Source organism: Dactylosporangium sp. McL0621 (assembly GCF_049995355.1).
Taxonomy (GTDB): domain Bacteria; phylum Actinomycetota; class Actinomycetes; order Mycobacteriales; family Micromonosporaceae; genus Dactylosporangium.
Genome location: NZ_CP188259.1, coordinates 1,487,002 through 1,502,536, shown reverse-complemented (window position 1 = coordinate 1,502,536; position 15,535 = coordinate 1,487,002). Strand labels below are relative to the sequence as shown.

11 protein-coding genes are annotated in these 15,535 nt (G+C 74.9%); 2 read left to right on the top strand and 9 right to left on the bottom strand.

Annotated elements, in window-relative coordinates; genetic code table 11:
- Positions 1 to 68 precede the first annotated feature (68 nt).
- Positions 69 to 3,761: an FxSxx-COOH system tetratricopeptide repeat protein gene (gene fxsT / locus ACPPVO_RS06900; RefSeq protein ID WP_426510420.1), complete on the bottom strand. Its 3,693-nt coding sequence runs from the start codon at positions 3,759 to 3,761 to the stop codon at positions 69 to 71.
- Entirely contained in the window at positions 3,758 to 5,119 is a 1,362-nt protein-coding gene (locus ACPPVO_RS06895; protein WP_426510419.1) for a hypothetical protein, read from the bottom strand. The genes fxsT and ACPPVO_RS06895 overlap by 4 nt, the downstream gene beginning before the upstream one ends.
- Before the next feature lie 273 nt (positions 5,120 to 5,392).
- Between ACPPVO_RS06895 and ACPPVO_RS06890 the strand changes: the two genes are divergently transcribed.
- Entirely contained in the window at positions 5,393 to 5,719 is a 327-nt protein-coding gene (locus tag ACPPVO_RS06890) for an STAS domain-containing protein (RefSeq protein WP_426510418.1), read from the top strand.
- 50 nt (positions 5,720 to 5,769) lie between these two features.
- Here ACPPVO_RS06890 and rho read toward each other — a convergent pair whose 3' ends face one another.
- The 4 genes from rho to ACPPVO_RS06870 all read right to left on the bottom strand — a co-directional run bounded on the left by rho (position 5,770) and on the right by ACPPVO_RS06870 (position 10,992).
- Positions 5,770 to 7,977, bottom strand: coding sequence for a transcription termination factor Rho (gene rho / locus ACPPVO_RS06885; RefSeq protein WP_426510417.1), 2,208 nt, complete (start codon positions 7,975 to 7,977; stop codon positions 5,770 to 5,772).
- 700 nt (positions 7,978 to 8,677) lie between these two features.
- Positions 8,678 to 9,574 (bottom strand): homoserine kinase, encoded by an 897-nt coding sequence (gene thrB / locus ACPPVO_RS06880; protein WP_426510416.1) that lies wholly within the window; start codon positions 9,572 to 9,574, stop codon positions 8,678 to 8,680.
- A 368-nt stretch (positions 9,575 to 9,942) separates the two neighbouring features.
- A complete protein-coding gene (locus ACPPVO_RS06875) occupies positions 9,943 to 10,134 on the bottom strand; it encodes a hypothetical protein (RefSeq protein ID WP_426510415.1) in 192 nt (63 codons plus the stop codon).
- Between the two features lie 6 nt (positions 10,135 to 10,140).
- A complete protein-coding gene (locus tag ACPPVO_RS06870) occupies positions 10,141 to 10,992 on the bottom strand; it encodes an SPFH domain-containing protein (RefSeq protein ID WP_426510414.1) in 852 nt (283 codons plus the stop codon).
- A gap of 122 nt (positions 10,993 to 11,114) precedes the next feature.
- Between ACPPVO_RS06870 and ACPPVO_RS06865 the strand changes: the two genes are divergently transcribed.
- Positions 11,115 to 11,417 carry a hypothetical protein gene (locus tag ACPPVO_RS06865; RefSeq protein WP_426510413.1) on the top strand — a complete coding sequence of 101 codons (303 nt, stop codon included), beginning with the start codon at positions 11,115 to 11,117 and terminating at the stop codon, positions 11,415 to 11,417.
- 262 nt (positions 11,418 to 11,679) lie between these two features.
- Here ACPPVO_RS06865 and ACPPVO_RS06860 read toward each other — a convergent pair whose 3' ends face one another.
- The 3 genes from ACPPVO_RS06860 to ACPPVO_RS06850 form a co-directional block, all read right to left on the bottom strand.
- Positions 11,680 to 12,912, bottom strand: a complete 1,233-nt coding sequence (locus ACPPVO_RS06860) for an MFS transporter (protein ID WP_426510411.1) — start codon at positions 12,910 to 12,912, stop codon at positions 11,680 to 11,682.
- A 286-nt stretch (positions 12,913 to 13,198) separates the two neighbouring features.
- Positions 13,199 to 14,248, bottom strand: coding sequence for a threonine synthase (gene thrC / locus ACPPVO_RS06855; RefSeq protein ID WP_426510410.1), 1,050 nt, complete (start codon positions 14,246 to 14,248; stop codon positions 13,199 to 13,201).
- A gap of 6 nt (positions 14,249 to 14,254) precedes the next feature.
- Positions 14,255 to 15,526 (bottom strand): homoserine dehydrogenase, encoded by a 1,272-nt coding sequence (locus ACPPVO_RS06850; protein WP_426510409.1) that lies wholly within the window; start codon positions 15,524 to 15,526, stop codon positions 14,255 to 14,257.
- Positions 15,527 to 15,535: the final 9 nt, after the last annotated feature.

Here is a 15,535-nt window from a genome sequence, read left to right as displayed (position 1 = left end):
CCGCATTTATCGCCCCACAGGCGAAAAGTCCGAAATATTCGCGAGGCACGAGCGGATATTTCGCGACCTCAGGTGGCCGGCAGCTCGATGTCGAACTCCAGGCGGCGCCCGGCGAAGGCGGCCAGCGTGTCCGGATGGGTGTCGCCCAGCCGGCGCCGCAGGGCCTCGGCCGCCGCGCTCACCGTCCCGCGGTCCTCCCCCGCCGGGTGCGCCGCGCGCAGGTCGAGGGCGTGGTTGAACGAGGCCACGAGCAGCGCCGGGTGCTGGGCCCCGAACGCCGACTGCGCCACCCGCACCGTGTCGCGCGAGGCGATCACCGCGCCCGCGCTCTGGCCCGACATGGCGAGGTCCGAGGCGTAGCCGATGGCGCACGCGACCGAGAACGGGTGCTCGGCCCCGACGGAGTGGGCGAGGCCCACGAGGGCGTGCCGGTCGAGCTCGGCCGCCGCGGTGGGGTCGCCCTCGGCGCGCAGGGCGGCCGCGAGCGCCGCCTGGGCCGCGAGGGTGAACGGGTGCCGCTCGCCCATGATCGCGGTGAAGCCGTCGGTGGCCTGCTCGGCCGCGGTGCGGGCGGCCGTGAACTCGCCGCCGGCGCGCACGCAGTTGGCGTAGGTGAGCACGGCGGAGAGGGTGTCGGCGCTGTGGTCGCCGTACTTCTCGAGCCAGAGGGCCATGGTGGCCTCGGCCTCCTTGCGCGCCCGCGGGTAGGCGCCCGCGCGGCGCAGGGCCATCGCGAGGTATCGCGCCCCCGTGAGCACGCCCGGGTGGTCCTCGCCGAACGCCTCGGCGTGCACGGGCAGCGCGTCGGTGAGGATCTCGATCGCGACCTCGTGCTCGCCCAGGCCGAACCGGTTGTGCGCCAGGCTGATGAGCGACCACAGCGTCTCCGGGTGCGGATTGGGCAGCACGCGGCGGCGGTGCATGAGGGTCTGCTCGTCGATGACGCGCGCCTGGCGGAAGTCGCCGAGCAGGCGCATGTCCACGGCGAGGTTGTTGGCGCAGCGCAGCGTGCGCGGGTACGCCTCGCCGAAGAGTCGCCGGTAGCGGTCCAGGTTGTCCAGGTCGACGTTGCGCGCGGCCACGAACTCGCCGCGCAGGCGCAGGTCGGCGCCGACGCTGTTGGCGGTCATGAGCGTGCTCTCGTCGTCGTCGCCGAAGACGCGCCGCAGGGTGGCCAGGGTCTGCTGGTTGAGCTTGGCCGCCTCGGCCGCGTCGCCGCCGGCCCGCATCGCGTTCGCGAGGTGGTAGGCGGCCGCGAGGGTGTCCTCGTGGTCCTCGCTCAGGGCGAGACGCCAGCGGTCGTACGCGTGCCGGGCCACGGTCCGGCTGCTGTCGTGGTCGCCGCGCACGAACAGGAAGCGCGCGTAGTGCAGCATGAGCTGGCGGGACTCGTCGGTGGCCCCGGCGAGCAGGTCGGAGTACAGCAGGTGGGCGCTGAGCTCCTCGTACCGCGGCCAGCTCGACGGGTCGTCCGGGATCGCCGGGTCGGCCGCGGTGAGCACGTCGTGCGCGGCCTGCTGGTAGATCGGGTACTCCTTGACCCCCAGCCGCTCCAGCAGCAGCAGCTGCCCGAGGCGGTGCACCTGCACGGACTGCAGCGCCGGGTCGACCTGGGCCATCCCGAACTGCGCGAGCTCCCGCAGCGCCGTGCGCAGCGCCTTCTCCACGCGCACCAGGGCGCCCAGCGGGGCCGGCAGCCCGGCGCCGCGGCTCTCCCACAGCACGTTCCACGACACCGGCTCGCCGGCCAGGAACGCGCACACGTCCAGCAGCCGGGCGGCGCCGGGGTTGCGCTCGGCGAGCTCGGCATAGGCGAGGTTCCACGTGACAACGATCGGGCTGGGGTACTCCGGACGCTCGGACGTGCCGCCCATGTCCCGGCGCAGCTCGTCGTACCGCTCGAGGTACTCCGCCGCCGTCCAGCCGGTCGCGTGCTGGGTCGCCGCGGCCTGCTCCATCGCCATTGGCACGTCGCCGAGGCGCGCGGCGAGGGTGTGGGCCTGCGAGCCGCTGATCGCGGGCGAGCGGCGCCGCAGCAGCAGCACGCTCTCGGCCCGCGTGAACGCGCCGACCTCGATCGCGTGGCCCATGTCGGCCCAGCGCGGGTTGCGGGAGGTGATGAGCACGTGGCCGGTGCCGCGGGGCAGATAGGGCTCGAGGTCCTCGGGCCGGCTCGCATTGTCGAAGATCAGGAGCCAGCGCCGGTACGGCGAGCCGCGCTCGAGCGTCTCGCGCAGCACCTGCAGGGTCCGGTTGAGGTCGGGGCTCTCGCGCACCTTGAGGGCCCGCGCCAGCCCGGCCAGGGCCACCCGCATCGGCGCGGTCTGCTCGGCCGGCACCCACCACACGAGGTCGTACTCGCTGGCGTACCGGTGCATGTACTCCAGCGCCAGCTGCGTCTTGCCCGTGCCGCCGAGGGAGTGCCGGGCGTCGGGCAGCAGCGCGACGAGGCCGGTGTCGAGCCGGCGCTCGATCTCGTCGAGCACGGCGTCGCGCCCGACGAAGCCGGAGTTGCGCGGCGGCACGGCGTTGCGAACCTGCTGCGGCGTCTTCACGTGCACGTCCCGTCCCCCGGCCGTCGCCCCACCCGTTGCACCGTCCCACCGCTCGGCCGCCGCCTCGGCGAACTGGGCCACAACATCGATCTCTGTCACCCTGCCGCTACCGTCAGCGCCGTCACTTCCGGCCAGAAGGCCAGAACCGGGCCCGTCGCCGGCCGGCGGGGCGGGCGGGGCCGGGTGCCGCAGCCGCTCGGCCAGCTCCGCGTGGGCGCCGCCGAGCGCGCGCAGCACCGGGGCGGTCGCCCCGATGAAGGCCGGGCCCAGGGCGGCCAGTGGCCCCGGGTCGCCGGCGACGACCGCCGCGTCCAGGTCCACCGGCCCGAGGTGTCCGGCCACCAGACGTACCACCGCCAACGCCTCGGCGGCGTGCAGCGACGGCAGCAGGGCCTCCCGCACGCCGGGCCGGAAGTCGTAGCCGTCGCGCTCGGCGAGCAGCCCGCCCAGGAACACCTCGGCCAGGTGCTCCGGGCGCGACCCGGGCATCCGCGCGGCCTGCACCAGCCGCATGACCGGCATCGTCAGCGGGGCGGCCGCGAGCAGTCCGGCGAGGCGGTACGCGGCCGGGGACGCCGAGGCCCGGAACGCCCGCACCCGCCGCTCGGGGCCCGCGGGGACGCGCGGCGCGGGCTCGTCGTCGGCGGGGCCCGGGGCCGGACGCCCGGTGAACAGCGCCGCGCCGGGGACGGGGCCGTCCGCGGTGCCGGCGACGAGCGCGACCCACGGCTCGAGCCAGCGCGCGCTCAGCTCGAGCACCGGGATCGGCACGCCCGCGCGGGCGGGGTCGAAGCGGCCCTCGGGCACCTCGGCCCGCAGGGCGGAATTGGCGGCGGCCGGGCCCGGGGCGGCCAGCCGGACGCGGTGGAGCGCGGGGCGGGCGCGGTGCCACATGCGGTACGGCAGCAGCTGCAGAATCGCCGTCGGGCCCTCCCGGCCCAGGCGCTCCAGCAGCGGGGCGAGCGCGCCGTCCCACGCCGGGCCGACGCCGTCGGTGACGACCAGGGCGAGGCGCCGGGCGGGCGGCAGCACCAGGCCGGGCTCGAGCGGCCACTCGGCGACCAGCGGCCCGCCGAGGCCGGCCAGCGCGGCCCGCAGCTCGGCGAGCACGGGCTCCCACGGCGCCAGCGACGGGCCGGCGTCGACCAGCAGCGCGAGCTCGTCGAGGCCCAGCGCGCCCAGCGGCCGCAGCGGATCGAGGTTCATCGCCGGTCCTCGGCGCCGGGCACCTGCCAGCGGGGCGCGGGCGCGTCGGGGCGGCGGCCGGCCTCGTCCCACAGCAGGGCGAGGTGGGTGCCGGCGCGGGCCTCGTCGCCGTGCGCGCGGGCGGCCTCGCGGCGCCGGCGCAGTACCAGGCCGGGCAGCTCGGCGACGCTTGACACGTCGAGGATCTCGTCGAGGCGGCCGGCGGCCTGCGGGTCGAAGCCGGGCCGGCACCAGACCGCGACCGGCAGGCCCACGCTCAGGGCCACGCCCAGCTCGTCGGCGGCCAGGCCCGGCTCCTCGCCGGGCGGGAACTCCTGCATGAAGCAGATCCGCGGCTCCTCCCCCAGCTGCGCGCCGAGCGCCGCGAGGTCGGGCTCGGGCCGGTCGAGGAAGAAGACGGCCTTCGGATCGCTGAGGTGGCCGTGCGCGCGCAGGCGCCGGGACTTGCGGATCCAGTTCGCCCGCAGCGCCGGCTCGGCGGTCCGCTCCCACGAGCGCAGCACGACCGAGTGCCGCGCCCCCAGCGGCAGCGGCTCGGCGCCGAACGCGGGCCCGACGGGCCACTGGTCGACCGGGAGGTTGCCCAGCGCCTTGGGCAGGACGCACTCGACGACGACCTCGTGGGCGTCGGAGGCGTGCGAGGCCAGGACGGTGGCGAGGCACCGGTCGGCCTCGGCCGGGAGGTCCGCCTCGGCGACGACGGTCTCGGCGGCGGCGAGCGTGAGGCCCGGCGAGCCGTCGTCGGGCTGCGACCAGGCGGAGACGAGGTACCCGTCGCCGACCCAGTCGCGCTCGATGCGCAGGACGAGGATCGTGCGGGCGCCGCGGGCGGCGCCGGGGGTCAGGGCGGCGAGCCAGTCGGCCGGGGCATCGGTGCGCGCGAGGTGCTCCTCCAGCCACCCCCGCAGCTCGGCGCGCAGCCCGGCCCCGGCCTCGGCGGCGAGCGCGGCGACGAACGCGAGCAGCGGCGGCGGCTGTTCGGGCGGGCGGAGCAGGCCCTCGAGGTATGGCAGGAGGTCGCGGGCGGTGCCGCCGCCGGGCCGGTCGGGCCGGTCGGGCCCCAGGGCGCCGACGGCCGCGCGGTACGGTCCGGCCACGGGCAGGTGGGCGGCGCGGGCGGTCAGCTCCTGGAGACGTCGTCGCTCGCCGGGCAGCAACAGCGGCGGCGGTACCGCGCGCAGCTGCTCGCGGAATCCCCCGTCGACCAGGTCCGCGAGGGCGTGCAGGGCGCCCGGAAGATCGGCGCACCGCTCCAGGAAGGCCTCGGGCTCGCTCGCCGGCTCGAGGGGCAGGCCGAGCTCGTTCTCCAGCGCGGTACGCAGCGACGGCAGGTCCCGGCCGCGCAGGTGTACGGCCATCGCTGTGAGGACGGACCCGCCCAGGATGCTCAAGGCCGCGCCTACCCTTCGTCCGCGGCGCCGAAGGCCGACCCGCTCGGCAGGGCGTCCACTCCGATCTGCGTCACCGTACGCCAGAGATGCGTCACTGAAAACCCGCGCATGCGTTGGGGTTTGTACGCCTGTCTATGAGCCTGGCGGTCTTACGTGCGAAAGGTCGGAATGGTGCATCCCCCGATGGCCGGTCCGCACGGGACCCCCGATACTGCTCGTGTGGCCGACATCCCCATTCGCGTGCGTCGAGATCTCGACGGCGGCGCGGTTCTGGCCGTGAGCGGCGAGGTCGACGTGGCCACGGCGCCCGCGCTGCGCGAGGCCGTGGTCCGCGCGGTCGACGGACGCCCGGCCCGCGTGGTGATCGATCTGGCCGCGGTGTCCTTCATGGACTCCAGCGCGCTCGGGGTGCTCATCAGCGGGTACAAGTACGCGCAGGGCGCCGGCGTGCCCATGGCGCTGGCGGGACCGGGGCCCGGGGTGTACCGCCTGCTGCGCACCAGCGGGATGGTGGAGATCTTCGAGATCATCGACCCGCCCGACCCCGCCACCGAGATCAGGGGCTGAACGCGCGGACGCCCCCGGAGCATCGGCTCCGGGGGCGTCTTCGTCAGCGCTTACTCGCCCGGTGTGGTCTGGGCGATCTGCATGAGGAACTCGACGTTGGTCCGGGTCTTCTTGAGCCGGTCCAGCAGGAGGTTCAGCGCCTCCTGGGAGTCGAGGGCGTGCAGCACCTTGCGCAGCTTGATGACGATCGCGAGCTCGTCCGGCGCGAGGAGGATCTCCTCCTTGCGCGTGCTGGACGGGTCGATGTCGATCGCCGGGAAGATGCGCCGGTCGGCGATCTTCCGGTCGAGCTTGAGCTCGGCGTTGCCGGTGCCCTTGAACTCCTCGAAGATGACCGTGTCGCCGGTGGAGCCGGTCTCGACCAGCGCCGTGGCGATGATGGTCAGCGAGCCGCCGTTCTCGATGTTGCGCGCGGCGCCGAGGAAGCGCTTCGGCGGGTACAGCGCCGTCGAGTCGATACCACCGGACAGGATGCGGCCGGAGGCGGGCGACGCGTTGTTGTAGGCGCGGCCGAGCCGGGTGATCGAGTCGAGCAGCACGACGACGTCATGGCCGAGCTCCACCAGGCGCTTGGCCCGCTCGACCGACAGCTCGGCGACCGTGGTGTGGTCCGTCGGCGGCCGGTCGAAGGTCGAGGCGATGACCTCGCCCTTCACCGAGCGCTGCATGTCGGTGACCTCTTCGGGCCGCTCGTCGACCAGCACCACCATGAGGTGGCACTCGGGGTTGTTGTGGGTGATCGCGTTGGCGATCGCCTGCAGCACCATGGTCTTGCCGGCCTTCGGGGGCGACACGATGAGCGCGCGCTGGCCCTTGCCGATCGGCATGACGAGGTCTATCACCCGCGTGGTTAGGATGTGCGGCTCGGTCTCCAGGCGGAGGCGGTCCTGCGGGTACAGCGGCGTGAGCTTGTAGAACTCGGGGCGGCGCTTGGCCTCCTCCGGGTCCATGCCGTTGACGGTGTCGAGACGGACGAGCGGGTTGTACTTGTCCCGCCGCTGCTCGCCGTCGCGCGGCTGGCGCACGGCTCCGGTGATCGCGTCGCCGCGGCGCAGGCCGTAGCGCTTGACCTGCGACATGGCGACGTACACGTCGTTCGAGCCGGACAGGTATCCGGTCGTACGAACGAACGCGTAGTTGTCGAGCACGTCGAGGATGCCCGCGACCGGCACGAGGACGTCGTCGTCGCTGACCTGCGGCTCGTTGGCGGCGCGGGCCGGCGCCTCGGTGCCGTCGCGGTCGCGGCCCCGGCGGCGGTCGCGGAACCGGCTGCGCCGCCCGCGACGGCCGGTGCCGTCGTCGTCGCCCTCGTCGTCGATGAAGCCGCCGCGCTGGTTGCGGTCGCCGCGGTCGGTGCGGTCGCCCCGGTCGGCCCCGTTGCGCTCGGTCCGCTCGGCGCGGTCGCCGCGCTCGGCCCGGTCGCCGCGGTCGTTGCGCTCGCCGCGGTCCGGCCGCTCGGTGCGGTCGGCCCGGTCGGTGCGCTCCGCGCGGTCGGTGCGGTCGGTGCGCTCGGCCCGGTCGGTGCGCTCGGCCCGGTCGGTGCGCTCGCCGCGCTCGGCCCGTTCCCCGCGCTCGGCCCGGTCACTGCGCTCGGCCCGCTCGGTGCGCTCGGCCCGGTCAGTGCGCTCGCCGCGCTCGGCCCGGTCGGTGGTGCCCCGCTCGGCGCGCTCGGTGGTGCCCCGCTCGGCCCGCTCGGTGGTGCCCCGCTCGGCCCGCTCGGTGGTACCCCGCTCGGCGCGCTCGGTGGTGCCGCGCTCGGCCCGCTCGGTGGTGGCGCGGCTGGGGCGCTCGGCCCGCTCGGCCACGGGGGCCTCGGCGGCGGCCGGCTCGGCGGTCTCCTCACGCGCGGCCCGCGGCTCCGGCGGCCCGGCGGCGCGGGTGGCCCGACGAGGGGAGCGGGCCGGCGCCTCGGCGGCCTCGGTGGCCGACGGCCACTCCGCCTCGGGGGTCTCGGTCCGCGCCTCGGTGCTGCGCGACCGGGTGCGGGCGGGGGCCGCGGTGGCCTTGGCCTCGGCGGCAGCGGGGCGCGAGTCGCCCGCCTGACGCTCCTGGATCGCGGTGACGAGCTCGCCCTTGCGCATGCGAGCCGTGCCGGAGATGCCCAACGAGGCGGCCAGGCTCTGCAGCTCGGGAAGCAGCATGCCGGCCAACCCCGTGCCCGAGCGCCGCCGACGCGTCGCGCCGGCCTCGGCGCCGTCGGCCTCGACCGCGGCGCGGTCGGTGGAGACATCCGACGTGACGTCGGTGGTGTCGCTCAATGGATTCCTTCCCTCGTTAGGTCCGGGGACCGGCCCGTTTTCGACTGCGGTGGCCGGGCGGCCCGCGGGTGCTCCGACCGCTCGTTGCGCCGCGGTGCGGAGGTGGTGCGTGTTGCGATGCGGAGTTTCCTGCTGCGCCGTATCTCCTGCTGGGTTCCCGAATCGACGTGCGGCCGGGAGGTGGCAGCGCTGGGCGGCGGGCCTTGACGCCACAGGTGTCTCCGGCCCAGCCGAGTGCGCGCGACCACAGGAAACGCGGGTTGGCGGCCGGGCGTGCGCAAGGGGTGCCACGGAATTCGGAGCACGCCGCCCCGCATGAGATCGCCGCACTGAGCGGCTGCTTAAGACTAGAGAGTAATCAACTCCGCCAGCCAGCGGCAACAGGGCCCCGCTCGGCGTGTTCCAGGGTACCTCATCCCTGCTCACCGCTTCCGCCAACGGCCGGGCCTCAGCTCAGATCGCCGCCCGGCCGTGCCGATGCCCTCGACGTCCAGCGCGGACACGCCGGACCGGCACCGGCCGCGGACCCGGGCTCGGCTCGGGTCGCCGCCCGGCCGCGCCGGCGCCCTCGACGTCCAGCGCAGGACGCCGCCCAGCCGCGCCGGCGCCCTCGACGTCCAGCGCACGTCGCCGCCCGGCCGTGCCGGCGCCCTCGACGTCCGGCGCAGGACGCCGGCCGGCACCGGCCGCGGGTCCGGGCTCAGCTCAGGTCGCCGCCCAGCCGGGCGCCGGTGCCGTCGATGTCCAGCGGCAGGACGCGCCAGCCCGGCACCGGCCGCGGGGTCCAGGCCCCGATGCCGAACGCGAGCACGCTCGGGCCCGCACCGGAGACGACGGCGGCCACGCCCTCGCCGCGCAGGCGGGCCACCAGGTTCGCGGTGCCCGGCATGCCCTCGGCGCGGTAGTCCTGGTGGAGCCGGTCCTCGGTGGCCGCGAAGAGCCGGTCCGGATCGACGGTCAGCGCGTGCACGAGCAGCGCGGCCCGGCCGGCGTTGAACGCGGCGTCGCTGTGCGGGACGGTCTTGGGCAGCGCGGCCCGTGCGACCTGGGTGAGCCCGCGCTCCTCGGGTACGAAGAGCACGGGGCGGATCCCGGGGTCGGGGTCCCGGCGCACGGCCGCGGCGCCCCCGGCGCCGGTCCACGCGATCGTGAAGCCGCCGAGCAGGCATGGCGCCACGTTGTCGGGGTGACCTTCGAGCTCGTCGGCCAGCACCAGCACCGCGGCGTCGTCCAGCCGCGCGGCGCCGTCCTCGACCAGGCCCCGGGCCAGCACGATGCCGGCGACGATGGCGGCCGAGGAGGAGCCGAGCCCGCGGGCGTGGGGAATGCGGTTGCGGCAGCGCAGGGCGAGGCCGGCGGGCTGCCCACCGAGCGCGCCGAAGGCGTGGCGCATCGCGCGGACGATCAGGTGGGTCTCGTCGGCCGGTAGGTCGCCCTCGCCCTCGCCGGTCACCTCGACCGTGACCCCGCCGCCGGTGACGCGCGCCTCGACCTCGTCGTACAGCGTCAGCGCGAGACCGAGGGCGTCGAAGCCGGGGCCCAGGTTGGCGCTGGTCGCGGGGACGCGCACGACGACGGGCCGGGACAGGAAGACCATGGGTTCATCTCACCATGAGGACGCCGAGCCCATTTCCCGGGATGGCGGATCAGTCCTCGCCGGCCGGGGGCTGGTCGCGCCTCCGCTCGCGGCCGCGCGGGTCGGTCCTCGCCGACTCTGGGCCGGACCGGAGCCGGCGGGGCTGGGGGCGCGGCGCGGTCAGCGGCTCGCGGCCGCGCGGGTCGTCGCCGGTCGGGAGCCGGGCCGGGCCGGGCCCAAGCCGGAGCCGGACCGGAGCGGGCCAAGCCGGAGCCGGACCGGAGCCGGCCGGAGCCAAGCAGGCCGGAGCCGAAGCCGACCGGAGCCAGCCAGCCGGAGCCGGCCGGAGCCAGACCAGGGCTGGCGGCGCGGCTCACGGCCGCGCGGGGTCAGTCCTCGTCGGCGTCCTCCCCCGCCGGGATCGGGCCGCGCCTCGGCTCGCGGCCGGCCTGGCGCAGCGCCTGGCGCAGGGCGAACTCGATCTGCGCGTTGACGCTGCGCAGGTCGTCGCCCGCCCAGCGCGCGACGGCGTCGTAGACCTGGGGATCCAGCCGCAGCAGCAGCTTCTTCCGCTCGGGCACGATCGCTCAGGCGTAGAGGGTGCCGGTGTTGACCACGGGCTGCACGTTGCGGTCGCCGCAGAGCACCACGAGCAGGTTGGCCACCATCTGGGCCTTGCGCTCCTCGTCGAGCTCGACGACCTGCAGCTCACCGAGCCGCTCGAGCGCGTTCTGCACCATCCCGACGGCCCCCTCCACGATTTTGTACCTGGCGCCGACGATCGCGCTGGCCTGCTGGCGCGCGAGCATGGCCTGGGCGATCTCCGGCGCGTACGCGAGGTGGGTGATCCGCGACTCCAGCACCTCGACGCCGGCCAGCGCGATCCGCTCGCCGAGCTCGACGGTGAGCTCCTCGCTGACCACGTTGCCCTCGCGCAGGCTGGAGCGGCCGTCGTCGTGGGACTCGTACGGGTAGCTCGTCGCCAGGTGGCGCACGGCCGCCTCGGACTGCACCGCCACGTAGGAGATGTGGTCGTCCACGCCGAAGGACGCCTTGAACGTGTCCACGACGCGCCAGACGACCACGGCCGCGATCTCCACCGGGTTGCCGTCGGCGTCGGAGACCTTGAGCCGGTCGGTCTCGAAGTTGCGGACGCGGCGGGACATGCGGCGCTTGGCGCTCAGCGGCACGGTCCAGTGGAAGCCGGCGTCGACGATGGTGCCGACGTAGCGGCCGAAGAACTGCATGACCCGGGCCTCGTTGGGGTTGACCACGGTGAAGCCGGTCAGCACCAGCGCCGCGACCAGCGACAGCAGCACGACCAGCCCGGCGCCCAGGGCCTCGGCCAGCTTGTTGGCCGCGGCCACGGCCGCGGCGATCAGGATCAGCAGCACGCCGAGCATCGCGAACCCGGAAACACGAAACGCCCGTCGCTCCATGACTACTCCTTGGGGGGCTATCGAAGTGATATCACTACGATAGCCCACGCCCGCAAGCCCCTCCGGGAAACTTTCATCGATACCGGCGTCAACCGATGCGCCTCGTCGCGCGTCGATGTCACGTGAACTTGCGATCATTCGGGGCGGCGGGGCTGATCTTCGCGGTGTCCGTCGGGGTGCTGTTGTACGCGGCCGTGCGGTCCGAGGCGGTGCGGTGCTCGGCCGAGGGCCCGGGCGGCCTGCCGTTCCTGGCGATGGCCGGGATGCTGGCGGCCGTGCTGCTGGCGTTCGCCACCGTGCGCGAGGCCTACGGGCTGTGGTCGATCCCCGCGGCGCTGCTGTTCGGGGCGGCGGCGCTCGGGCTGCTCTGCTCGGGCTGGCTCGCGTTGTTCGGCCCGGCCGCGTTCGCCTCCGGCTGCGTCTGATCCCGACGGCGCAGCGCGATCATCGGCCAAAAGCCGACCGAGGCAACGGCTGGGCGCGGCCAAGCCGACCGCGGCCAAAGCCGGGCGCGGCCAAAGCCGGGCGCGACCAAAAGCCGGGCGCGACCAAAAGCCGGGCGCGACCAAAAGCCGGGCGCGACCAAAAGCCGGGCGCGACCAAAAGCCGGGCGCGACCAAAAGCCGGCCGCGATCAACGCCGGCAGCCGGCCGCGACCAGCGATCAGAAGCCCGCCGCGACCAGCGATCAGGCGCCGGCCGCGTTCGCCTCCGGCTGTGGCCGATCCCGGCGGCGCAGTGCGACAAGCGACCAGGCGCCCGCGTACAGCAGGGTCACCGCGCCGCAGGCGGCCAGCAGCACCCTCGGGTCGACGTGGTCGACGAAGGCGCCCACGGCCAGCTGGCTCACCGCCACCGAGAGCGTGGCCAGCATGAAGTCGGTGGCGAAGACGCGGCCGCGCAGCGCGTCCGGGACCTCGGCCTGCAGCACGAAGTTCGACATCATCCAGTTACCACCCGCGGCCAGGTGGGCCACGACCACGCCGGCCAGCACCAGCGAGAACCAGGTCATCAGGCTCACGCCCAGGTACGCGAGGCCGTACAGCGACATGGACAGCGCCAGCCCGGGCAGCAGCCAGGCGCGGTGGGACAGCACGCGCCGCAGGACCATGGGGCCGACGAGCGCGCCCAGGCCGCGAGCGGCGAAGAGCAGGCCGGTGCCCAGGGGGCCGGCGCCCAGGGCGGCGGCCAGGAGCGGGAAGACGGTCAGCACGCCGTTGCCGAAGCCGACCGCGGACTTGACGGTGACCAGCGAGGCGATGCGGGGGTTGGCGCGGATGTAGCGCAGCGCCTCCGCGATCGCCGCGAACGCGGGGGCCGGGGGCTCGGTGCGCTCGGCCTGCATCGGGCGGCGCACCCGCCAGACCTGCAGCGCCGAGAAGAGCAGCAGGACCGACGCGATGACGAAGCACGGGTACGCGCCGAAGGCCTCCGACGCGATCCCGCCCAGCGAGGCGCCGATCACGAGCATGGTGCCCCAGGCCGAGCCGGCGAGCGCGTTGGCGGCCGGGAGGTCCTCGGGGTCGACCACGTTGGGCAGGGCGGCCTGGGCGGCGGGGCTGAAGAACGCCTTGGCGACGGCGATCGCACCCACGGCGACCAGCGCGATCCAGGCGGTGGCGGGCGTGCGCACCAGCAGCAGGAGCAGCGCGCAGGCGGCCATGGCGAGGTCGGCGGCGAGCACGATGTGCCGGCGGTCGACGCGGTCGGCGACGGTTCCGGTGTACGGCAGCAGCAGTGCCGTCACCCCGGTGTCCGCGGCCAGCACGAGGCCGCCCCAGAGGCCCGAGCCGGTGAGGTGCGGCAGCAGGGTGAGCAGCGGGATCATCACGAACCAGTCGGCGCCCAGGCCGATCAGGTCCGCGGTGAACAGGTTGCGGAAGTCCTTGTTGCGCGTAAGGACCGAAAGGGCGGGCGGCACCTGAACACCGTAGCGCCGGGCGCCAGCGGGTTTCGCCGTAGCACCGGGCGCCAGCGGGGTTCGGAGCCAGGGCCGGACGCCAGCGGGGTTCGCCGTGGCGCCGGGCGCCGGCGGGGTTTCGGCGTAGCACCCTGGCGCCAGCGAGGTTCGCCGTAGTGCCGGGGCGCCGGCGGGGTTTGCCCTTGGCACCGCGCAGTCGCAGGGCCAGGGCCAGCGAAGCTGGGCCCCGGCCCGAGTCATGCGGGAGCAACGGTCCGCCGGTGACGCGGCCCGGGCCAAAACCCTTCTAGGCCAGGTCGAGCGCCCTCGCGGCCGCGAGGGCGTCGGCCGGGATGGTCGTCGGCGCGGGCGCCGTCGAGATCGCCCACTCCGGGTCCTTCAGGCCGTGGCCGGTGACCGTGCAGACGATCGTCTGGCCCGGCTCGACGCGGCCCTGGGCGGTCGCCTGGAGCAGGCCGGCGACGCTGGCCGCGCTGCCCAGCTCGACGAACACGCCGACCGAGCGGGCGAGCAGCCGGTACGCCTGCAGGATGTCGCGGTCGGTGACGGCGTCGATGAGGCCGCCGGACTCGTCCCGGGCGTCGGTCGCCTTCGTCCAGCTCGCCGGGTTGCCGATGCGGATGGCGGTGGCGATCGTGCTCGGCTCGCGCACCACCTCGCCCTTGACGATCGGGGCGGCGCCGGAGGCCTGGAAGCCGAACATGCGCGGGCGGCGGGTGGCGTGGCCGGCTGCGACCTCCTCCTGGTAGCCCATCCAGTAGGCGGTGATGTTGCCCGCGTTGCCGACCGGCAGGCAGTGGATGTGTGGCGCGTCGCCGAGGGTGCGCACGATCTCGAAGGACGCGGTCTTCTGGCCCTGCAGCCGGTCGGGGTTGACCGAGTTCACCAGCGCGACCGGGTAGTCCAGCGACAGCTTGCTGGCCAGGGCCAGGCAGTCGTCGAAGTTGCCGGCGACCTGCAGGAGGCGGGCGCCGTGCACGAGGGCCTGGGCGAGCTTGCCCAGGGCGATCTTGCCGGTCGGCACCAGCACGGCGCAGGTGATGCCGGCGCGCGCGGCGTACGCGGCGGCCGACGCCGAGGTGTTGCCGGTCGAGGCGCAGATGATCGCCTTCGAGCCCTCCTCGAGCGCCTTGGACACCGCGACGGTCATGCCGCGGTCCTTGAACGAGCCGGTCGGGTTGGCCCCTTCGACCTTGAGGTACACGTCGCAGCCGGTCCGCGCGGAGAGCTCCGGCGCGGGCAGCAGGGGCGTGTTGCCCTCGTGCAGCGTCACCACCGGGGTCTGCGGCCCGACCGGGAGGCGGTCCCGGAATTCCTCGATCAACCCACGCCACATGGCGCCTTACTCCCCTTCGACCCGCAGGACGCTCGCCACGGCGCGAACGATGTCCAGTGCCCTCAGCTCGGCGACGGTCGCGGCGAGGGCCCGATCCGGCGCGGCGTGCGTGACGATGACGAGCACGGCCTGGTTGCCGCGGCCGGACTGGTTCACCGTCGCGATGCTGACGCCGTGCTTGGCGAAGACGCCCGCGACCGCGGCGAGCACGCCCGCCTTGTCGGAGACGTCAAGGCTGATGTGGTACCGCGTCAGCACGTCCCCGATCGGGGAGACCGGCAGGTCCGCGTAGGCCGACTCCGAGGCGCTGTGGACGCCCGCGAGCCGGTTGCGGGCCACGGCGACCACGTCGCCGAGCACCGCGGAGGCGGTCGGGGCGCCACCGGCGCCGCGGCCGTAGAACATGAGCTGGCCCGCCGCCTCGGCCTCGACGAAGACGGCGTTGAACGCGTCGCCGACGCCGGCCAGGGGGTGGGTGCGAGGGATCATCGCCGGGTGCACGCGCACCGAGACGGCCCCGTTGGCCTTCGAGGCGATGCACAGCAGCTTGATGGTGCAGCCCATCGCCTTGGCGCTGGCCATGTCGGCCGCGGTGACCTCGGTGATGCCCTCGCGGTGCACGTCGGCCGAGGTGACCCGGCTGTGGAAGGCCATCGAGGCGAGGATCGCGGCCTTGGCCGCGGCGTCGAAGCCCTCGATGTCGGCGGTCGGGTCGGCCTCGGCGTAGCCGAGCGCGGTCGCCTCCTCCAGGGCCTCGGCGAAGCCGGCGCCGGTGGCGTCCATGGAGGACAGGATGAAGTTCGTGGTGCCGTTGACGATGCCTGTCACCCGGGTGATCCGGTCCCCGTGCAGCGACTCGCGCAGCGGGCGCAGCAGCGGGATGGCACCGGCCACGGAGGCCTCGAAGTACAGGTCGGCGCCGCAGTCGGCGGCCGCCTTGTGCAGGGTGGCGCCGTCCTCGCCGAGCAGGGCCTTGTTGGCCGTGACGACGCTCTTGCCGGCGTGCAGGGCCTCCAGCAGCCAGGACCGGGCCGGCTCGATGCCGCCGACGACCTCCACGACGACGTCCACGTCCTCGCGGGTGACGAGGGCGTGCGCGTCGGTCGTGAACAGCGCCGGGTCGATCGGCAGCTCACGCGCCTTGTTGAGGCGGCGGACGGCGACGCCCACCACCTCCAGCGGCGCGCCGATGCGGGCCGTGAGGTCGTGCTCCTGCTCGTGCAGCAGGCGGACCACCTCGGAACCGACGGTCCCGCAGCCCAGCAGCGCTACCTTCACCGATTGCGG